At 45.1% G+C, this 20,774-nt stretch carries 19 protein-coding genes; 14 read left to right on the top strand and 5 right to left on the bottom strand.

Going from position 1 to position 20,774, the window contains the following annotated elements:
• Positions 1 to 13: 13 nt before the first annotated feature.
• The 4 genes from BFW96_RS17580 to BFW96_RS17565 are packed head-to-tail and all read right to left on the bottom strand — an operon-like array spanning position 14 to position 4,093.
• Positions 14 to 844: a carbohydrate ABC transporter permease gene (locus BFW96_RS17580; protein ID WP_069840163.1), complete on the bottom strand. Its 831-nt coding sequence runs from the start codon at positions 842 to 844 to the stop codon at positions 14 to 16.
• A complete protein-coding gene (locus BFW96_RS17575) occupies positions 841 to 1,752 on the bottom strand; it encodes a carbohydrate ABC transporter permease (RefSeq protein WP_069840162.1) in 912 nt (303 codons plus the stop codon). Before BFW96_RS17575 ends, BFW96_RS17580 begins: the two co-directional genes overlap by 4 nt.
• Positions 1,745 to 3,025: an ABC transporter substrate-binding protein gene (locus BFW96_RS17570; protein WP_069840161.1), complete on the bottom strand. Its 1,281-nt coding sequence runs from the start codon at positions 3,023 to 3,025 to the stop codon at positions 1,745 to 1,747. The genes BFW96_RS17575 and BFW96_RS17570 overlap by 8 nt, the downstream gene beginning before the upstream one ends.
• Before the next feature lie 33 nt (positions 3,026 to 3,058).
• Positions 3,059 to 4,093: a LacI family DNA-binding transcriptional regulator gene (locus BFW96_RS17565; RefSeq protein WP_069840160.1), complete on the bottom strand. Its 1,035-nt coding sequence runs from the start codon at positions 4,091 to 4,093 to the stop codon at positions 3,059 to 3,061.
• A 217-nt stretch (positions 4,094 to 4,310) separates the two neighbouring features.
• Between BFW96_RS17565 and BFW96_RS17560 the strand changes: the two genes are divergently transcribed.
• The 11 genes from BFW96_RS17560 (at position 4,311) to BFW96_RS17510 (ending at position 15,605) form a co-directional block, all read left to right on the top strand.
• Positions 4,311 to 5,210: a dienelactone hydrolase family protein gene (locus BFW96_RS17560; RefSeq protein ID WP_069840159.1), complete on the top strand. Its 900-nt coding sequence runs from the start codon at positions 4,311 to 4,313 to the stop codon at positions 5,208 to 5,210.
• A 71-nt stretch (positions 5,211 to 5,281) separates the two neighbouring features.
• Entirely contained in the window at positions 5,282 to 5,764 is a 483-nt protein-coding gene (locus BFW96_RS17555) for a hypothetical protein (RefSeq protein WP_234698046.1), read from the top strand.
• A 187-nt stretch (positions 5,765 to 5,951) separates the two neighbouring features.
• Positions 5,952 to 6,728: a 6-carboxyhexanoate--CoA ligase gene (bioW, locus tag BFW96_RS17550; RefSeq protein WP_069840158.1), complete on the top strand. Its 777-nt coding sequence runs from the start codon at positions 5,952 to 5,954 to the stop codon at positions 6,726 to 6,728.
• Positions 6,718 to 8,064: an adenosylmethionine--8-amino-7-oxononanoate transaminase gene (gene bioA, locus BFW96_RS17545; protein ID WP_069840157.1), complete on the top strand. Its 1,347-nt coding sequence runs from the start codon at positions 6,718 to 6,720 to the stop codon at positions 8,062 to 8,064. The genes bioW and bioA overlap by 11 nt, the downstream gene beginning before the upstream one ends.
• Complete coding sequence (gene bioF, locus BFW96_RS17540; protein ID WP_069840156.1) at positions 8,054 to 9,223, top strand: 8-amino-7-oxononanoate synthase; 1,170 nt, start codon at positions 8,054 to 8,056, stop codon at positions 9,221 to 9,223. The genes bioA and bioF overlap by 11 nt, the downstream gene beginning before the upstream one ends.
• Positions 9,220 to 9,915, top strand: a complete 696-nt coding sequence (bioD, locus tag BFW96_RS17535) for a dethiobiotin synthase (protein ID WP_069150102.1) — start codon at positions 9,220 to 9,222, stop codon at positions 9,913 to 9,915. Before bioF ends, bioD begins: the two co-directional genes overlap by 4 nt.
• 2 nt (positions 9,916 to 9,917) lie before the next feature.
• Positions 9,918 to 10,925: a biotin synthase BioB gene (bioB, locus tag BFW96_RS17530; RefSeq protein ID WP_069840155.1), complete on the top strand. Its 1,008-nt coding sequence runs from the start codon at positions 9,918 to 9,920 to the stop codon at positions 10,923 to 10,925.
• 65 nt (positions 10,926 to 10,990) lie between these two features.
• Positions 10,991 to 12,178 (top strand): biotin biosynthesis cytochrome P450, encoded by a 1,188-nt coding sequence (bioI, locus tag BFW96_RS17525; RefSeq protein WP_069840154.1) that lies wholly within the window; start codon positions 10,991 to 10,993, stop codon positions 12,176 to 12,178.
• 77 nt (positions 12,179 to 12,255) lie between these two features.
• Entirely contained in the window at positions 12,256 to 13,017 is a 762-nt protein-coding gene (locus BFW96_RS17520; RefSeq protein ID WP_069840153.1) for an NAD-dependent epimerase/dehydratase family protein, read from the top strand.
• A 207-nt stretch (positions 13,018 to 13,224) separates the two neighbouring features.
• The gene (locus BFW96_RS17515; RefSeq protein ID WP_080478349.1) at positions 13,225 to 14,085 is read left to right on the top strand and encodes a carbohydrate ABC transporter permease; all 861 of its coding nucleotides are present in this window, start codon (positions 13,225 to 13,227) and stop codon (positions 14,083 to 14,085) included.
• A gap of 23 nt (positions 14,086 to 14,108) precedes the next feature.
• On the top strand, positions 14,109 to 15,605 hold the full coding sequence (locus BFW96_RS17510) for an extracellular solute-binding protein (protein ID WP_069840152.1): 1,497 nt from the start codon (positions 14,109 to 14,111) through the stop codon (positions 15,603 to 15,605).
• 40 nt (positions 15,606 to 15,645) lie between these two features.
• Here the strand turns inward: BFW96_RS17510 and BFW96_RS17505 are convergent, their stop codons facing one another.
• Positions 15,646 to 17,964 carry a helix-turn-helix domain-containing protein gene (locus BFW96_RS17505; protein WP_069840151.1) on the bottom strand — a complete coding sequence of 773 codons (2,319 nt, stop codon included), beginning with the start codon at positions 17,962 to 17,964 and terminating at the stop codon, positions 15,646 to 15,648.
• Positions 17,965 to 18,179: 215 nt separating this feature from the next.
• Between BFW96_RS17505 and rmgP the strand changes: the two genes are divergently transcribed.
• From rmgP to rmgS, 3 genes are read left to right on the top strand one after another with little or no spacing between them, the layout of a single operon-like run.
• The gene (gene rmgP / locus BFW96_RS17500; protein ID WP_014665041.1) at positions 18,180 to 19,145 is read left to right on the top strand and encodes a polygalacturonan/rhamnogalacturonan ABC transporter permease; all 966 of its coding nucleotides are present in this window, start codon (positions 18,180 to 18,182) and stop codon (positions 19,143 to 19,145) included.
• A gap of 7 nt (positions 19,146 to 19,152) precedes the next feature.
• Positions 19,153 to 20,274, top strand: a complete 1,122-nt coding sequence (rmgQ, locus tag BFW96_RS17495; protein ID WP_139123547.1) for an unsaturated rhamnogalacturonyl hydrolase — start codon at positions 19,153 to 19,155, stop codon at positions 20,272 to 20,274.
• The gene (gene rmgS / locus BFW96_RS17490) at positions 20,271 to 20,774 is read left to right on the top strand and encodes a rhamnogalaturonan transport/degradation protein RmgS (RefSeq protein WP_072173626.1); all 504 of its coding nucleotides are present in this window, start codon (positions 20,271 to 20,273) and stop codon (positions 20,772 to 20,774) included. Before rmgQ ends, rmgS begins: the two co-directional genes overlap by 4 nt.

Here is a 20,774-nt window from a genome sequence, read left to right as displayed (position 1 = left end):
TCCTCCTTTAGTGTTAACCCTTTACCGCTCCGGAAGACAGGCCGGCAATAAAGTATTTTTGCAGCGCCAAAAACAGAACAACCATTGGGAGCATTGCCATAAGCGCCGCTGCGGCAACTAAATGCAGGTTGTTGGCGTTTTCTCCGAAAAAACCTGCCATGGCTACTGTTAATGTCTGAACCTTTTGATCTTGTAAAAAGAAAATGGCAAATTGATAGTCGTTCCATATAAAAACACAAGAAATAATACAGATGGTTGCAGTGATCGGCTTCAGCAGAGGAAACACAATCGTAAAAAAGATTTTCAGCATCCCTGCGCCGTCAATTCTTGCGGCTTCTTCAAGCTCTTTTGGAATGGTCGATCGGATAAAGCCCGAATACAAGAATACGGTTAACGGCATGTAAGCCGCTGTATTGATCAAAATGGCGATGGCGTGTGTATTGACCATTCCGGCGTCCACGACCATTCGGTACAAAGGGACCATGGATGTTAACGGAGGGATGATCATAATGGAAATCAGCAAGGCAAAAACGGCTTTATTCAGTTTTGTTTCCCGCCGGGCAAGCGGGTAGGCGGCAAGTGAGCCGAATATAATTAATAACAAGGCAGAAAAACCTGTGATGATCATGGTGTTTATAAAAGAGTTTCCTAGCGAAGCACGCTCCCACGCCTCTGAAAAATTGTGAAAGGAGATGTCGGCTGGAAATATCCATTTCGAACTGTAGTCTCCTTTTGCTTTCAATGAAGTAGTCAGCAGAATATAAAAGGGAATAAAATGCGCACAGGCTACAATGGCGGCAAGAAGCGTAATGATCCGCGTGTTTTTTGAACGGGCGGCTCTCATGACATTTCCGTCTCCTTTCTTTTAAAGTACGCAAGCGCGCAAAAGCTGATGATCAAAATGACAAATGCCATAAATATGCCTTGTGTTGCAGCATAGCCGGCATCCTGTCGCTTGAAATACAAATCATACATAAACGTGGACATGGATTGTGACGCATTTCCGGGACCGCCCGCGGTGAGCGCAATGATGACGTCGAACAGCTTTAAGCCTCCGATAATGTTAATGACCATATTAATGGTAATGGAGGGCATTAACAGCGGCAGCGTGATGGTGAAAAACTGCTGGCCTTTTTTCGCGCCATCCATTTGCGCTGCTTCATAGTAATCTCTCGGAATGCTTTGCAGCCCGGCTAGGTAGACAACCATAGCGATCCCGACATATTGATAGGTGTTAATCATGACAATAATCCATGGATTGAGCGATGGGCTGGCGAGCGCATTAATAGGGCTGATGCCGAAGACACCGAGCAAATCGTTGAGCGCGCCTCCGTCATAGGAGAAGAAAAAGTACCAAATGTAACCCATAATGAGCGGGCTGATCATCACCGGCAAATAGACAATTGTTCTTGTTAGCGCTTTCGTTTTAATGCTTTGATTCAAGAGCAGAGCGTACAGAAGCCCGACCACATTTTGAAAAAAAGTGCTGCCAAGCCCATAAAGCAGGGTGTTTTTTAAGATGTGCCACGTGTCAGGGTCAGAAAACAGCCTTTCATATTGCGCGAATCCTACCCATTGGTAGACTTGTGAAAAGCCGTTCCAGTTTGTAAAGGTAATCAATGTGCCTTTCACAAACGGGTAAATCATAAAGACCAGAACGGAAAGCAAAGCAGGAATGTACATCCACCAAAGTGAGGACTGCTTTTTTGGCTTAACCTGTTTCACATGAACGTCCCTTGCGATCTCACTCATTGTTTTCAGCCCCCTGTGTTTCCGATTGCTCCCGGAGTCGTTTATATTCTCTTCCCAGCTTCTTCGAAATGTCTTGAGGCGCCAAAATGTCAGCCGTAAGCTCCTGTCCGACCGTGCCCAGGACGTCCCACATTCCGTTTGGCAAGTATAAACGGTCGAAGTAAGGCTCAACTTTGACATTTTGATAATGCTCATAATCATTTGCGTAGAAAATATCAGCCTTCACATTGGTCAGCCCTGAAGGAAGCGATGTGGCCTCAGCCATTTGTTTGGCATTGGCCGGGCGGGCCATAAATGCGATAAATTCTTTTGCCTCTTCTAAGTGAGGCGAATCTTTCCATGCTGCAAGCGTGTATCGTTCACCGCCGATCCATATTGGGGCATCACCGGGATGTATGGCAGGTGTCGGGATAATGCCGACCTTGACGTTCGGATTGATCTGGGCAACGTCTTGGCCGAGTGTGCCGCCTTGCATTGTAAAGGCGATTTTGTTTTGGGCCATTAATTCAATAAGCTGTGATTTTTTTGCCGTGACGGCGTCGATATTCATCAATTTTTCTTTCTGCATTTGTTTGAGGGTTTCTGACAAATAAGTGAATTTACTCCATTGAAAAGTGCCGTTGATGAGCTGTTTTTTTTCATTATGGGCAGGGTCTGTGATGAGAAGAGGTGTAGCGAATTGGTCGTAATATTGAGCGAATGAGCTTTTGTCATAGCCGGCAAACCAGAAGGGCACAATCTTTCCCTTGCTCTTTTCTTTAATCGTTCTCAGCGCTTTGATAAAGTCATCCATGGTTTCCGGCGGATCAATGCCGTAACGGTCTAAAATATTACGGTTATACGCCAGCCCGTCTTTTGCCTGATTGATCGGATAGGCATACACCTTTCCGCTTTTATTTTTGAGGATGCTGTTTAAATTGGGATCGAGATCCTGAGTCCATTCCATCTCCCGGAGATCCGCTGTATATTCTCCGTACCTGATTTTCCCCCAGCCATGTGTATCGAATAAATCAGGCAAATCATTGGCCGCCATTCTGACACGCATCATATTTTCATAGTCATTGCCTGGGAAATGAAGGCTGACATGAATGTCACTGTGTTCCTTTTCGAATGCTGCCGCCAGTTTTCTGAACGTATCTCTTTCACTGTCGGTTGACATTGTGGAATAAATGGTTAACGTCTTTTTTGCGGTATCTGCTGAGCTTTTCTCTGCTGAGCATCCGGGCAGAATAAGCAGAATAAGAGAGAGAAATAAAACAAAAGTGTGTTTCATCTTTTCCTCCTTATCATCGTGATGAATATTTGCTTATGTCACCTCCTTAGCTGTACATCCGCAGCTTTGTCTTACGATTAATGTTGTGGGCAGGGTGACATGGTGGGGAAGGGTTCGTCCCTTAAGACGGTCAAGCAGCAGTTTTACGCCTGTCCGGCCCATTTCCTCTGTGTATACCTTCACCGTCGTTAAAGGCGTGCTGGCAAATTCAGCTTCCTCAATCCCGTTAAAGCTTACGATTGCAGTATCCCGCGGCACTTGCATCCCGGCTTCCTGGAGCGCTTTTAATGCACCGATCGCCATGGAATCGCTGGCAATAAAGAATGCTTCAGGCAGATGGCCTTGAGCGATTGCTTTTTTCATCAGGCGATAGCCATCACGCATGCTGTATTCTCCAATCAGCACATGCTCAGGCTGGGGGGCGGCTGACTCCAAAAAAGCGGTGAGGCGTTTGTCTTCAATGGTTCTGCGAATGCTTTGGCCGTCCTTCAGCGTATGCTCTTTTTCCTGTCCGCCAATGTAGCCTAACCGTTTGTAGCCTAAGTCGAAAAGGTGATCAATCGCCTGGCGTGAAGCCGATTCAAAATCGATGCTAATCGAATCGTATGCTTGCGGATCAGGAGAATGATTGATGAATACGGCATGCTCCAGCTTTCCGCTAATATGCTTAACCGCTTCATCATGAACACGGCCGATGACAATGACACCATCCAATTCCCGAAAGATATGTTCCTGAAAGGAGCCGAGATGAATCGAGTTTGTAATAAAAATTTCCTGTTCAAAGCATTCCTTTTCAATGCCTTTGCGAATGGAAGAAAAATAAGGGTCCTGCCTTTCCTGATCAGGGGACAGACAGCTCAGCACGCCGATCAGCGGCTGGGCCCGCGGTTTTTGCCCGCGGGCTTTCCGGCGTTTGGCAACGGTTTGATAACCAAGCTCTTCAGCGATATTGATGACTCTTTGTCTCGTTTCGCCCGCAACAGAAAGCGACTCATCTTCATTTAAAATTCTGGAAACAGTTGCACTGGAAACATTAGCTTTCAAAGCGATATCTTTAATACGAACCATGGAAATCCCTCTCATCTATTTAGTAAAATATTAACTCACCTGTTTTTGATAAATTGATACTATCATGTAAAAGTAAGCGGTTACAATGATTATTTTCGGAATATTTCGTTATGTTTACTAAATATTTAGTAAAAGATGTGATTTGTTTTGGAAAAATAAAGGGGAACCCGGATCTGTCTCGTAAATGTGAAGTAAGCGAATAAGGAAGGGTGATGGGATGAGAGCTGATAGAAGAAAGCAACTGTTTCGATTGCTTGGTGATTTGCCTGACCGGAGGCCAATAAGTGTTGAGACATTACGTATTGAAGAAAGAGGAGAAAATATCGTTGAAACGCTCCTGCTCGATTTAAATGGACTTGAAAAGGTGCCCGCTTATTTTGTGAAGCCGAGGATAACAGAAGGAGCTTGCCCAGCCGTATTGTTTCAGCATTCACATGGGGGACGGTATGACAGGGGGAAAAGTGAACTGATTGAGGGAGCGGATTATTTGAAAACGCCTTCTTTTTCTGATGAGCTTACTTCTCTCGGATACGGCGTGCTTGCGATTGATCATTGGGGATTTGGAGATCGGCGGGGAAAAGCGGAAAGCGAGATTTTTAAAGAAATGCTTCTGACCGGAAAAGTGATGTGGGGGATGATGATTTATGACAGTTTAAGAGCGTTAGATTATATGCAGTCACGCTCTGATATTCAGTCTGACAGGATCGGTACCATCGGCATGTCTATGGGAGGGTTGATGGCGTGGTGGACAGCGGCGCTCGATGACCGGATTAAGGTGTGTGTTGATTTGTGCAGCCAGGTAGATCATCACGTACTGATCAAAACACAGAATCTTGACAGGCACGGCTTTTATTATTACGTCCCATCTCTTGCAAAGCATTTTTCCGCATCGGAGATCCAAAGCCTGATTGCGCCGCGCCCGCACCTTAGTCTTGTTGGAATACACGATCGGTTAACGCCGGCCGAGGGCGTGGACAAAATCGAAAAAGAACTGGCAGATGTCTATGCTGGACAGGGAGCTTCTGATTGCTACCGGGTGGTCCGTTCTGCTTCAGGACATTTCGAAACATCAGTCATGAGGCATAAAGCAGTCCGTTTTTTGCAAACATGGCTGTGACGGTTACAGAAACAGCCACAAAGGCGCAGATGTGAGCGAGGGAAGTGGAACCAATGGAATGACAAGACATAATGGATTGGGCTTTCCGGCGGCATCTCAATCCATTCAGCTGGTATATTCGTCCCCTTTTTTTATTAGTATTGGTTTATGCTGCGTATAAGCGCAGCTGGAAAGGTGTCCTCGTCACTTTTGTATTGATGATGAGCAGTATGGTCTGGTTTCCGGAACCTAAGAAGATTGATCTGCAAATGAAAAAAGTGCTGGAATTCGAGCAAATGCTTTTAAGCAGTCCGGTCTCGGCTGTTTTAACAATTGCTTCCATGCTGGTTTTTCTCGGGTTTATTTTGGCTGCTTTCTGGAAGCGGTCACTTGTATTTGGTTTAATCCTATTGAATGTGACACTTGTTGGGAAGGTGGCCCTGTCCTTATTATTCACAGGTGAGAATGGCTGGGCACCGTTAGGCAATACGATTTTTGGGCTGATGATGGTCAATGGAATCGGCCTGTTCATCAAGTATCGAAAATCAAAAAAACGCAGAGGAATAGATATCTAAGGCTAGGACCGTTTTACTGTAAAACGGTCTTTTTTGCTCGTTTCAGGTCCGGCCCCACAATTCCTATATTGACAGAATCGTATGTGAATAATAATATTCTAATTGTTAACTTTTATTTATAAATGGTTAACATTTAGAATAGGATGTGATATACGTTCTTCAGTTATCAGTGAAAGGGCGAGGAAACATGCAAGAAGAAACACTTTATAGTATCAGAATGAGAGCTTCTGTGAATGGATCTCATGAAGACGGCGGAAAGCATATATCCGGCGGAGAACGGCTTATTCCTTTCCATGAGATGAAGCGTACAGTCAATGCCTTATTAGAAAAAGGGTTATCCCATTCAAGAGGAAAGCCTGATTTTATGCAAATTCAATTTGAAGAGGTTCATGAACCGATAAAAACCATTCAGCCATTGCCTGTCCATACGAATGAAGTGAGCTCCCCGGAGGAAGGACAAAAGCTTGCGCGGTTGTTATTGGAAAAAGCAGGCGTTTCACGAGACGTGATTGACAAAGCATATGAACAAATCCCTGAATGGTCGGATGTCAGGGGAGCGGTGCTGTTTGATATTCACACAGGCAGACGAATGGATCAAACAAAAGAAAAAGGCGTGCGGGTCTCCAGGATGGACTGGCCGGACGCTAATTTTGAAAAATGGGCGCTTTACAGTCACGTGCCGGCACATTCAAGAATAAAAGAGGCCCTTGCGCTTGCTTCAAAGGTAAGCTGGCACCCGGCAGCCATTGCAGAATTATGCTGGTCGGATGATCCAGATTACATAACAGGCTATGTTGCGAGTAAAAAACTGGGCTATCAGCGTATTACAGCAATGAAAGAATATGGAGCTGAAGCGGGCTGCCGAGTCTTTTTTATTGATGGCTCCAAAGATGTAACCACGTACATACATGATCTGGAGAAGCAGCCTATTTTAATAGAGTGGGAGGAAAATTATGACTCATGATTTGATAGAAAAAAGTAAAAAACATCTCTGGCTGCCATTTACCCAAATGAAAGATTATGATGAAAACCCCTTAATTATCGAAAGCGGCAAGGGAATCAAAGTCAAAGACATAAACGGCAAGGAATACTATGACGGTTTTTCTTCAGTTTGGCTAAATGTCCACGGGCATCGTAAAAAGGAATTAGATGACGCCATAAAAAAGCAGCTCGGAAAAATCGCGCACTCCACGTTATTAGGCATGACCAACGTTCCTGCAACCCAGCTTGCTGAAACATTAATCAACATCAGCCCAAAAAAGCTTACGCGGGTCTTTTATTCAGACAGCGGTGCAGAAGCGATGGAAATAGCCTTAAAAATGGCGTTTCAGTATTGGAAGAACATCGGGAAGCACAAGAAACAAAAATTTATCGCCATGAAAAACGGGTATCACGGTGATACGATTGGCGCCGTCAGTGTCGGTTCAATTGAACTGTTCCACCACGTATACGGCCCGTTGATGTTTGAGAGTTACAAGGCTCCGATTCCTTATGTGTATCGCTCTGAAAGCGGTGATCCTGATGAGTGCCGTGATCAGTGCCTGAAAGAGCTCGAACAGCTGCTTAAGGAACATCACGAGGAAATTGCCGCGCTTTCCATTGAATCAATGGTACAAGGGGCTTCCGGTATGATCGTGATGCCGGAAGGATATTTGGCAGGGGTGCGAGAGCTGTGTACAACATACGATGTCTTAATGATTGTTGATGAAGTTGCTACAGGCTTTGGCCGTACAGGAAAAATGTTTGCGTGCGAGCACGAGAATGTCCAGCCTGATCTGATGGCTGCAGGTAAAGGCATTACAGGAGGCTATTTGCCAATTGCCGTTACATTTGCCACGGAAGACATCTATAAGGCATTTTATGATGATTATGAAAACCTAAAAACCTTTTTCCATGGCCATTCCTATACAGGCAATCAGCTTGGATGTGCAGTTGCGCTTGAAAATCTGGCATTATTTGAATCTGAAAACATTGTGGAACAAGTAGCGAAAAAAAGTGAAAAGCTTCATTTCCTTCTTCAAGATCTGCATGCTCTTCCTCACGTGGGAGATATTCGGCAGCTTGGCTTTATGTGCGGTGCAGAGCTTGTTCAGTCAAAGGATACCAAAGAGCCTTATCCGGCTGATCGGCGGGTTGGATACAAAGTTTCCTTAAAAATGCGAGAGCTGGGAATGCTGACAAGGCCGCTTGGGGACGTGATTGCATTTCTGCCTCCTCTCGCCAGTACAGCTGAAGAGCTCACGGAAATGGTTGCCATTATGAAACAAGCGATCCATGAGGTTACGAGCCTTGAAGATTGATTCATGGCTGAACGAGCGGTTAGACAGAATGAAAGAAGCTGGCGTACATCGTAACCTGCGGTCAATGGATGGAGCGCAGGTTCCAGAGAGGAACATTGATGGCAAGAATCAAACGGTGTGGTCCTCAAACAATTATTTAGGACTCGCAAGCGATAGACGTTTGATCGATGCAGCCCAAACAGCATTGCAGCAATTTGGGACAGGAAGCAGCGGCTCACGTTTAACGACGGGCAATTCGGTCTGGCATGAAAAGCTAGAAAAGAAGATTGCCTGCTTTAAACGGACAGAAGCGGCGTTATTGTTTTCGAGCGGTTATTTGGCCAATGTCGGTGTCCTTTCATCTTTGCCAGAAAAGGAAGATGTCATTTTAAGTGACCAGCTCAATCATGCAAGTCTGATCGATGGCTGCCGACTTTCTAAGGCTGATACAGTTGTTTATCGGCATATTGATATGAATGATCTTGAAAACAAGCTGAATGAAACGCAGCGTTATCAGCGCCGTTTTATCGTAACAGACGGAGTATTCAGCATGGATGGCACGATTGCTCCTCTTGACCAGATCATCTCGCTTGCGAAACGCTATCATGCCTTCGTGGTCGTTGATGATGCCCACGCAACAGGAGTTTTGGGTGATTCAGGGCGAGGAACGAGTGAATATTTTGGTGTTTGTCCCGACATTGTGATCGGCACCTTAAGCAAGGCTGTTGGCGTGGAAGGAGGTTTTGCGGCAGGATCAGCGGTCTCCATCGACTTTTTGCTGAACCATGCCAGAACATTTATCTTTCAAACCGCTATTCCGCCAGCCAGCTGTGCGGCTGCTCACGAGGCTTTCAACATAATTGAAGCCAGCAGGGAAAAACGGCAGCTTTTATTTTCTTATATCAGCATGATCAGAACCAGTCTGAAGAATATGGGTTATGCCGTGAAAGGAGATCACACGCCGATTATTCCTGTGGTCATCGGCGATGCCCATAAAACGGTCATATTTTCTGAAAAGCTGCAGGGCAAGGGAATTTATGCTCCTGCCATTCGGCCGCCGACCGTTGCGCCAGGTGAAAGCCGGATTCGAATCACAATCACGTCGGATCACAGTACGGGTGATATTGATCATTTGCTGCAAACATTTCATTCAATCGGAAAGGAGCTGCACATCATTTGAGAGGTTTTTTTGTGACAGGAACAGATACAGAAGTGGGGAAAACGGTTATATCCAGCGGAATCGCCGCATTATTGCGAGAACATAACAAAGATGTTGGGGTGTATAAACCATTTTTAAGCGGTATATCACGCCATCATCCAGATAGTGATACAAGTCTGCTGAAAGACATGTCGCAGACCGTCCTCTCTCATGAAGACATTACGCCTTTTGCCTTCAAAGCGCCCCTTGCACCATACGTTGCAGGGAAACTCGAGGGAAAGACTGTCAGCATGGAAGAGGTTTTAAGCCATTGGGAGCGGATTAAAGAAAAACATGAATGCTTCATCGTAGAAGGTGCGGGCGGTATTTCTGTGCCCTTGGGAGAGGATTATTTGGTCAGTCATGTCATAAAAGCGTTACAGCTTCCCATGATTATTGTGGCGCGTCCAAACCTTGGAACCATTAATCATACCTTTTTAACTGTCAAATATGCAGAAAGCATGGGACTTCCAATCGCCGGAATTATCATCAATGGAATCAGTGATTCTCCCGATCAAGATGAAAAAACCAATCCTGAGATGATTGAACGCTTATGCGGTGTGCCGGTTTTAGGGATTACGCCAAAGCTTGCCAACGTGACGAAAGAAACGGTTCTACATATGGTAAAAGACCATATCAATCTATCATTACTAATGAATCAAGTGGGGGTATGAGAATGAATCAATGGATGGAACTCGCAGACCGGGTGCTGGCTGGAGCAGAAGTGACAGACGAAGAGGCGCTTTCAATATTAAATTGTCCGGATGAAGATATTTTGCTATTAATGCACGGGGCTTTTCACATCAGAAAACACTTTTACGGAAAAAAAGTAAAGCTCAATATGATTATGAATGCGAAATCAGGGCTCTGCCCGGAAAACTGCGGCTATTGTTCACAGTCTGCCATTTCGAAAGCGCCAATTGAGTCTTACCGGATGGTGAATAAGGAAACGCTGCTTGAAGGCGCAAAGCGGGCGCACGATCTGAATATCGGCACATATTGTATCGTGGCAAGCGGCAGAGGGCCGTCCAACAGAGAAGTAGATCAGGTCGTAGATGCGGTACAGGAAATTAAAGAGACGTATGGATTGAAGGTTTGTGCATGCCTCGGACTGTTAAAGCCAGAGCAGGCGAAGCGGCTCAAAGATGCAGGAGTAGACCGTTATAATCATAATTTGAATACCTCGCAGAGAAACCATTCAAACATCACGACCTCACATACATACGATGACAGAGTCAATACGGTTGAAATCGCCAAAGAATCGGGACTGTCTCCGTGTTCAGGCGCCATTATCGGAATGAAGGAGACAAAACAGGATGTCATTGACATCGCCAAAAGCTTAAAGGCTCTTGACGCGGATTCCATTCCGGTGAATTTTTTGCATGCGATTGATGGCACGCCATTAGAAGGCGTCAACGAATTAAACCCGCTGTATTGTTTAAAAGTGCTGGCGCTGTTCCGTTTTATCAATCCATCAAAAGAAATTCGCATTTCCGGAGGGAGAGAGGTCAACCTCCGCTCATTGCAGCCATTAGGGCTTTACGCCGCAAACTCCATTTTTGTCGGAGACTACTTAACAACTGCCGGGCAAGAGGAGACGGAGGATCATAAAATGCTGAGTGATTTAGGCTTTGAAGTTGAATCAGTCGAAGAAATGAAGGCCAGTTTAAGCGCGAAAAGCTGAAGAATCAATAAAAGCAATCGGTGATGTCGATTGCTTTTATTTTTGAACAGAAAGGAGAAGATCACATGACAATTGCATCTTTACATGCATCCTCTGAGTTTTTGAAAAATCCATATCCTTTTTACGACACATTGCGAGCTGTTCATCCCATATATAAAGGGAGTTTCTTTAAATATCCGGGCTGGTATGTCACGGGATATGAAGAAACGGCAGCTATTTTGAAAGATGCGAGATTCAAAGTCCGCACACCGCTGCCTGAAAGATCAACCAAATATCAGGACCTTACACATGTGCAAAATCAAATGATGCTGTTTCAGAATCAGCCTGATCATAGACGATTGCGGACGCTTGCCAGCGGAGCGTTTACGCCGCGAACAACAGAGTGTTATCGGCCGTACATCATTGAAGCTGTTCACCAGTTGCTCGATCAGGTGCAAGGTGAAAAAAAGATGGAGGTCATTTCGGACTTTGCTTTTCCGTTAGCAAGCTTCGTCATCGCTAACATTATAGGTGTGCCGGAGGAAGATCGGGAGCAATTAAAGGAATGGGCTGCGAGTCTCATTCAAACGATTGATTTTACCCGGTCAAGAAAGGGATTAACAGAGGGCAATCATATTGCTGTACAGGCTATGGCATATTTCAGAGAGCTGATTCAAAAGCGAAAACACCACCCTCAACAGGATATGATCAGCATGCTCTTGAAGGGGGAAGAAAAGGATAAGCTGACGGAAGAGGAAGCAGCATCTACGTGCATATTGCTGGCGATCGCCGGACATGAGACAACGGTCAATCTCATCAGCAATTCAGTCCTTTGTCTGCTGCAGCACCCAGAACAGCTTTTGAAACTGAGAGAAAATCCAGATCTTATTGGTACAGCAGTCGAGGAATCTCTGCGATATGAAAGCCCCACGCAAATGACAGCCAGAGTTGCGGCAGAGGATATTGACATCAGCGGGGTGACAATCCGTCAAGGAGAACAAGTCTATCTTTTGTTAGGGGCGGCTAATCGAGATCCAAGCATATTCACACGCCCCGATGTCTTCGATATTACGAGAAGCCCTAATCCGCATCTTTCATTCGGACATGGCCATCATGTTTGCTTAGGATCCTCGCTGGCACGATTAGAAGCGCAAATTGCGATTAACACCCTTCTGCAGCGAATGCCCAGCCTGAAGCTCGCAGATTCTGAATGGCGATATCGGCCGCTTTTTGGATTTCGGGCGCTTGAAGAGCTGCGGGTGATTTTTGAATAAACCAAAGCATGTGAGTGCCAAAAAAAGTGTCAGCCCCGCCGAAAATGGGCAATCTATAAAAAAGGGGAGTGAACACAGTGAAAAAAGTGCTGATTGCCGGCGGAAATGGTGTGATAGGGAGACTGCTTGCTGAAGGGCTTATTTCAGATTATGAAGTGACAGTGCTTGATAAAGACCATTTCGATGGCACAGCCTCTTTCATTCAGGCTGACGCCGCAAATTACGAGGATCTCTTGAAGAAGATTCCGAAAGATACCGATGTGATCTTAAATTTACTGGCTGTCAAAATTAAATACGATGTCATGGACATCGCTGAGTTTGAAAAAATGACGGATGTTTTCTATAGGGCAAGCTATTATCTGTGCCGTGCGGCAGCAGAGCTCGGCATTCAAAAGCTCGTGTTCGCCAGCAGCAATCATGTCACAGATGTATACGAAAAGGACGGGCGTTCTCTGTTAGGACGGGAAATCACAACAAGCGATTATCCGCTGTCAAAAAACTTGTACGGTGTATTAAAGCTGACGTCTGAACAGATTGGCCATTTGTTTTATTTGGAAAAAAAGCTTTCAGTGATCAACCTTCGAATCGGAACAGTCGTCACAGATGAAATGGATACGCTGCATGAAAAAGAACGGACGAAAAAGACACTGCTTTCTCACCCCGATCTGCTGTCAATTTTTAAAGCCGCCATTGAAACCAATATCAGGTACGGCACTTATTACGCCGTCTCTGATAATCCGGGCCGGCCATGGTCCATTGAATCTGCTGTCAATGAACTTGGTTTTTCGCCGCAAATCAATACGGCCGAGCTTCTGAGCGGGGAGGAGAACGGAGCATAATCATTTTCTAAGATTATGCTCTTTTTCTTTTGTCATTGGCTTTCATGCGCGGCATTCCCCGCCCGGCCTGGGGCTCTGTTCAAATGATTATAGACATGGCAATCACAGATTTGCTACATTTTAGACACGATATCGTCACATGCTGCAGCTTGTTTAGGAAAGAATGATAACGCTTACAAAAGAGAGGTGGGAGCTATCGCACATTCACTGAAAAGTCGCTTGTTTGATATGTTGATTTACGGGTTTTTGCTGATGTTCGCTTTAATATGCGTACTTCCGTTCATTCATGTCATCGCAGCATCCTTCGCCACAGTAGAAGAAGTTGTGTCGAAAACATTTATTTTAATACCGACCACTTTTTCGCTAGATGCTTATCGCTACATTTTTTCAACAGATATTATTTATAAGAGTTTGCTTGTTTCTGTGTTTGTGACAGTGATAGGCACTGCAGTCAGCATGTTTTTATCTTCACTGATGGCTTACGGGTTATCCCGCCGTGAATTAATCGGACGGCAGCCGCTCATGTTTCTCGTTGTATTTACGATGCTGTTCAGCGGCGGCATGATTCCGACTTTTCTTGTGGTCAAATCCCTTGGATTGCTCGATTCTTACTGGGCGCTCATTTTGCCGACAGCCATTAATGCTTTTAACCTGATCATTCTGAAAAACTTCTTTCAAAATATCCCGGCAAGCCTGGAAGAGTCCGCGAAAATCGATGGGTGCAATGACCTGGGCATTTTCTTTAAAATCGTGCTGCCGCTGTCTTTGCCTGCGATCGCAACGATTTCATTGTTTTATGCGGTCACGTATTGGAACACGTATATGACAGCGATTTTGTACTTAAATGATTCAGCAAAATGGCCGATTCAGGTGCTTCTGCGCCAAATCGTCATTGTATCAAGCGGCATGCAGGGGGATATGTCAGAGATGGGCTCGGGCAGCCCGCCGCCTGAGCAAACGATTAAAATGGCGGTCATAGTGGTGGCGACCATCCCGGTTCTGCTTGTCTATCCGTTTATACAAAAGCATTTTGCAAAAGGAGCTTTACTGGGATCTGTTAAAGGATAAAAAATATGAAACGGAGGGGTACGATGGGAAACAAATGGAGGGTGCTTTTTATGGTGCTTGTACTGGCACTCGGCGGAGTGCTGGCAGGCTGTAAAGGGGCTGACCAGTCTGCGGCTGAAGGCAAGGCTGACTCGGATTCAAAGGTAAAGCTGTCTTGGATGGCGATTTTGTATCACCAGCAGCCGCCGAAAGACAGGGCGATTAAAGAAATTGAAAAGCTGACAAATACAGAACTCGACATCACCTGGGTTCCAGACGCGGTGAAAGAAGACAGGCTGAATGCGGCGCTTGCAGCCGGCAATCTTCCGCAAATCGTGACCATCCAGGATATTAAAAATTCGTCAGTCATGAATGCCTTCCGGTCAGGAATGTTCTGGGAAATCGGCGATTATATCAAGGATTATCCTAACTTAAACAAAATGAACAAACTCATTAATAAAAACGTAACCATCGATGGCAAGCTCTACGGGATATACAGAGAGCGTCCGCTTTCAAGACAGGGGATCGTCATTCGGAAGGACTGGCTGGACAATTTGAATTTGAAAACGCCGGAAACGCTAGATGAGCTTTATGAAGTGGCCAAAGCATTTACGGAGGACGACCCGGACAAGGATGGGAAAGATGATACGTTCGGGCTGGCAGACCGTAATGACTTGATTTACGGCGCGTTTAAAACGATTGGCTCGTATGAAGGCATGCCGACAGATTGGAAGGAATCAGGCGGCAAATTCACCCCTGATTTCATGACACAGGAATATAAAGACACGATGAATTATATGAAAAAGCTGCGTGATAACGGGTATATGAATAAGGATTTTCCCGTCACAAGCAAAACCCAGCAGCAGGAGCTGTTTTCGCAAGGAAAAGCCGGAATTTATATTGGCAATATGGTAGATGCGGTCAATCTGCGCGACCATGCCTCTGATAAATCGATGAAGCTCGAGATCGTCAACCGTATAAAAGGCCCAGATGGGAAAGAGCGGGTATGGGCATCAGGAGGCCATAACGGCGTGTTTGCTTTCCCGAAAACGAGTGTGAAAACGGAAGCTGAGCTTAAACGGATCTTGGCTTTTTTTGACCGAATTGCCGAAGAAGATGTCTATAGCCTGATGACTTATGGCATTGACGGCGTTCATTACAACAAAGGTGAGGACAAAACGTTCACACGCAAAGAAAGCCAGGTAAAAGACTGGCAGACTGATATTCAGCCGCTGTCCGCCTTAATTGCCATTGATAAAGCCTACTTAAAAAACACTGGAGATCCGCTTCGGACGGCGTACGAGGAGCTGACCGAGGACAATGAAAAGATTATCGTCTCAAACCCGGCTGAAAGCCTTTATTCCGCATCGGAGTCGGAACGGGGGGATGAACTGAAGAAAATCATTGATGATGCGACTTATAAATATATGATTGGAGACATCACAGAAAGCCAGTTCGATAAAGAAGTGGAAAAATGGGAGTCAAGCGGAGGAAAACAAATTATTCAGGAATACGAAGAAGCATTTAAACAAACAAAATAATGTTGGAAAAACCCAAAACGCGCAAGCGGTTTTGGGTTTTTTACATGCTTCTTTTTTGCTGGCGGTAGTTTCCCGGTGTAATCCCCTCCAGCTTTTTAAAAGACCTGATAAAATTTTGCGAGTTTTTATATTTCAGCTTTTCGGCAATGTCCTTGACCGCCATGTCTGTTTCGGCAAGCCAGCTTTTCGCCATATGGTGTCGGTAGCTTGAGACATACTCGCTGAATGAAATACCCATTTCTTTTTTGAAAATGCTGCTTAAATAATTTGGGTTGTAATGCAGCCTGCGCGCGATTTCGTCCAGTGTCAATTCGGATTCAAACTCATGATGGATGATATGAATGATGTTGTCGGAAATATTTTTGTACTGGGCATCCGCGCGGGCGTTCACTTTGTCTGTCATCGGATCAATAAACTCATTCTTTAGCCAGTTTTCGGTATCCTCGAACGTTTTCAGCTCAAAAATTTGATCATACAGCATTTTGTTTTCTTCAAGCTCAAACAATTCGATCCCAAGCACATGCATCAGCTCAATCACATGGTTCAAAAAACGGGCGATGGCGATTTGAAATTGATACGGGTTGGTGTTCTGGGTGAAAATGGCTTGCAAAATCGCGTGCAGGCATTTATCCGCTTTCTCCTTGTCTCCTGCTTTGACAGCATCGAACAGCTCATGCTGAAGCTGCTTTGGAAAATGGGTTTTGAAGGTTTTTTTCTGGTCAAGGTCTTCGTAAAAAATGATCGACTTGTTTTCCGCTTTAAGCCGGTATTTCAACGCTTCTGAGCCTTCCGCATAGGCTGTTTTCGCTTTTGTCAGCACATCAAACGGCTGGCTGATGCCGATGCTGACAGACAGATGCAGCTCAGCTTCCGCTTTTTCCTGAATCATCCTTGCAGTCTCATTCAGCTCAGCCATGAATTCTTCCTTTGTCCCGCTTTGGTTGATCAAAATCGTCGCCTGCTGTTTGTCAACTACGGCGGGGGCAAGATGTTTGTCCGTCGGGATGCATCGCTCAATCAGGCTGTTGACGGCAAACAAAAGCAGATCCATATCTTTTTTCTCATAAGGCGTATGATTCAGTGTGTCAATTTGGAGCACAAGCAGGGCAAGGTGCCGCCAATTTTGCTTTAAGCCGAGGCTTTCAAAACGGTTATCAACCTCCTCATCCGTCAGTTTTCCAAGCATAAGCCTGACCATAAAATATTGCTGCAGATGAGTGGCCTGCTGCTTCATCGTTTCCTCAAGGTCGTCATTTCTGTCCTTCAGCTGCTTAAAGCTCTGTTCAATTAACTCAAATTCATTTTGAGGAGGCTGCTGTTTCTCTTGTATGGCTCCATGTCTTGCGAATGATTCGTAAAGCATCCTGATCGGCTTGTAAAAATGGCGGGAGCCCAGCCAAGAGAACAATAATGAAAGCGTTAACAAAATAAGGCATACTGCAAAAGTGATCCAGCCGATTGACTTGGCTTCTTTTTTTAGCTCGGGCAGGGAAACGAGAGAAAAATAAGTCCATGTATTATAGTCAGATTTTTGATAGGTGACTTTATAATGAATCCGGTCAATCACTGTTTCAAACTGTCCGCTATTGGCGGTTTGCGCCAGCACTTTTTGGACAAAGCCGTCGTTATGAAGAGATTCACCGACATCAGACATGTTGTTATGAAGGATAATGCGGCCTTTTTCATCGATGATAAACAGGTTGTTGGCGTTTGAATAGCCAGGCATATTTTTGACAAGCGAACAGCTCGGGATGCTTGCGGCGGCCAATCCCTTTGTATTTGTGCTGTTCAAAGGAAGCTGCTTAATTAAATTGATATTGTAGCGGCAGTTTTCTGATGTGCCTTCTTTGGTTGAAATCAAATGATTGTTTTCCTCAAGCGCCCAATATGAGCGGCTCGCTTTGTGTTTCGTGTACGCTGAGGCTGCTTCATGAAGAGTGTCTGTATTCAAACGGTACAAACCGGAATTGTTCATGTACCATTTTTTCGTATAACTGACTAACGTCATGTTGGACAGATCGGTATCAAAGCTTTGCAGATAATTGAGCTCTTGGTTCACTTGGTTATAGATTTGAAATTGGTCTGAGTGCAAAGGCTCGGACAATGTGCGAAGGAGAGGCGGCGAACTCACATAGTGGGTTAAAGAGTGATCAACGGTTTTCAATATATGCTCGATGCTTTGCTGGGTCTGCTGGAGTGTGTCGAATTTTTCCTCCGAAACGTTGGAAATAGCCGTTTTCTGAGAGTGCTCGTACGAAAACAATCCGACCAAAATAACCGGAATGGTGCTGAGCAGGCAGAAAAACGTGATCAGTTTGTAGTAAAACTTGTATTGGCTTCTTTTCATAAAACCCCCCATTTCATAACATCCACTTAACCTTAATACAATTAATCCAAAGATTTATAGATATTGTCAATAATCATTTTCTAATATCGGTGTCTTTTTTTCAGGTGGACCTGCTGAACCATTGATCATTAAGGGATAAAACAGGATGTGATCATATGATTGTAGACGGACTTTTGCCTGCTGCGCTACAGTGAATGCAAGAACCCGTGAAAGGAGGCTAGGAAAAAATGAAAACAGCAGAAGCGCAAGCGCCGGCTGTTGATGCAGTCATTTTTAAAAAAGAAAAAAGAAAGCGCTTACTAAGTAAGCTGATTCAGCAAAAATATTTGTACTTGATGATTTTGCCAGGGTGTATTTATTTTTTGCTTTTTAAGTATGTCCCGATGTGGGGAATTGTGATTGCGTTTCAGGATTATCAGCCGTTCCTCGGCATTTTGGGCAGTGAGTGGGTGGGGCTGAAGCATTTTATCAGGCTGTTTACTGAGCCTACATTTTTTCTCTTGTTAAAAAACACGCTCGTGTTATTTGCTTTGAACCTGGCCATATTTTTCCCGGTGCCGATACTGCTGGCGCTTTTATTGAACGAAGTGCGGATTGCTCTCTTTAAAAAATTTGTTCAGACGCTGATTTATATCCCGCATTTTATGTCTTGGGTCATTGTTGTATCGCTTTCGTTTGTGCTGTTAACGGTAGACGGAGGCTTGATTAATGAACTGATTGTGTTTTTTGGCGGTGAAAAAATCAATTTTCTGCTGAACGAAGAATGGTTCCGGCCCCTGTATATTCTTCAGGTTATCTGGAGGGAAGCGGGCTGGTCGACGATCATTTATCTGGCGGCCATTACAGCGGTTGACCCCCAGCTGTATGAAGCGGCGAAAATGGACGGAGCGGGACGGCTGCGGCAAATGTGGCATATTACGCTGCCCGCCATTAAAAGCGTTATCGTCGTTTTGCTGATTTTGAAAATCGGAGACACGCTGGAGCTTGGCTTCGAGCATGTGTATTTGCTGTTAAATGCGACAAACAGGGAAGTGGCGGAAATTTTTGATACGTACGTTTATACTGCAGGGCTGAAACAGGGACAATTCAGCTACAGTACAGCAGTCGGCGTATTTAAAGCGGCGGTCGGGCTGATTTTGGTCATGCTTGCGAATCGTTTGGCGAAGAAATTTGGCGAGGAAGGAATTTATTAAGAAAGGGATGGGATCAATGGATCAATCAATCGCTGTAAAATCGCCTCTTACGTACGCGGAGGCATTGGCAAAAACCATTATGAATACGTACACAGTCGAGGAGCTGCCTCCTGCAAACCGCTGGCACTACCATCAGGGTGTTTTCTTATGCGGTGTATTGCAACTGTGGGAAGCAACCGGGGAAAAGCGGTATTTTGAGTATGCGAAGGCCTATGCAGATCTCTTAATCGATGATTATGGCAATCTATTATTTAGAAGAGATGAACTGGACGCCATTCAAGCGGGTCTCATTCTTTTTCCATTATACGAGCAGACGAAGGATGAACGGTATGTCAAAGCGGCAAAAAGGCTGCGCGGCTTATATGGAACACTGAACCGGACGTCTGAGGGCGGTTTTTGGCACAAAGACGGTTATCCATATCAAATGTGGCTTGACGGCTTATACATGGGGGGGCCGTTCGCACTGAAATATGCCAATCTGAAGCAGGAGCCGGAGCTGTTTGATCAGGTCGTGCTGCAGGAGTCATTAATGAGAAAGCATACGAAGGATGCAAAAACCGGACTCTTTTATCACGCCTGGGATGAAGCGAAAAAAATGCCTTGGGCCAATGAAGAGACAGGCTGTTCACCGGAATTTTGGGCACGTTCCATCGGCTGGTACGTCATGTCTCTTGCTGACATGATTGAAGAGCTGCCGAAGAAGCATCCAAACCGTCATGTGTGGAAAAACACGCTGCAGGACATGATGGAAAGCATCTGCCGCTATCAAGACAAGGAGACCGGGTTATGGTATCAGATCGTTGATAAGGGAGACAGGTCTGATAACTGGCTGGAAAGCTCAGGATCCTGCCTGTACATGTACGCATTTGCGAAGGGAATCAATAAAGGCTATTTAGACAGAGCTTACGAAACAACACTGCTAAAAGCGTATCAAGGCTTGATTCAGCATAAAACCGAAACATCAGAAGACGGAGCGTTTCTCGTCAAAGACATATGTGTCGGAACGTCAGCCGGTTTCTATGACTATTATGTCAGCCGCGAAAGAAGCACAAACGACCTGCACGGAGCCGGCGCGTTTATTTTAGCTATGACAGAGCTGGAGCCTCTTTTTAGGTCAGCGGGGAAATGACAAAAAAGATACGTACGGCTTTGTGTGTGATCGTCTCAGTGCTTTTTTTGGCATCATGCTCAAGCAGGCCGGACAGAATGCATGTCATTCTCTTTTCTGATATGCAGGCTGGCGTACAGGAAAAAATAAAAAAGGCCGCCGAGCAGAATGCCGGGAAGGTCGATATCTTTCCAGCTTTTCAGGAAAAACTGCTGACTGAAATTACCGCCCATGAGGGAGATGTTTTCATCGTGCCTGAAGACATGTTTCAAGCTTACGATGATCCGGAAAATTTTCAGCCGTTAAACGGATTGCCTCCTAAAAAAACATCTCCTTATACAACTGTTAATAAAAAAACAGGAGAAAAAACGATCTATGCCGTTCAGATCGAAAAAGGGAAAAAACAGCTGAACGGCTATTCTTTTCGATTGAATCGCGATATGGCGGCGTTTATCCCTGTGTATGCTGAAAAAACAGAGGAAGCGCTGCAGCTGATTTCTCAACTAACTGAAGCCCGATAG

Origin of the sequence: Bacillus sp. F56 (genome assembly GCF_001748205.1) — a bacterium.
GTDB classification, from domain to species: domain Bacteria; phylum Bacillota; class Bacilli; order Bacillales; family Bacillaceae; genus Bacillus; species Bacillus stercoris.
This window is presented reverse-complemented; position numbering and strand designations above follow the sequence as displayed.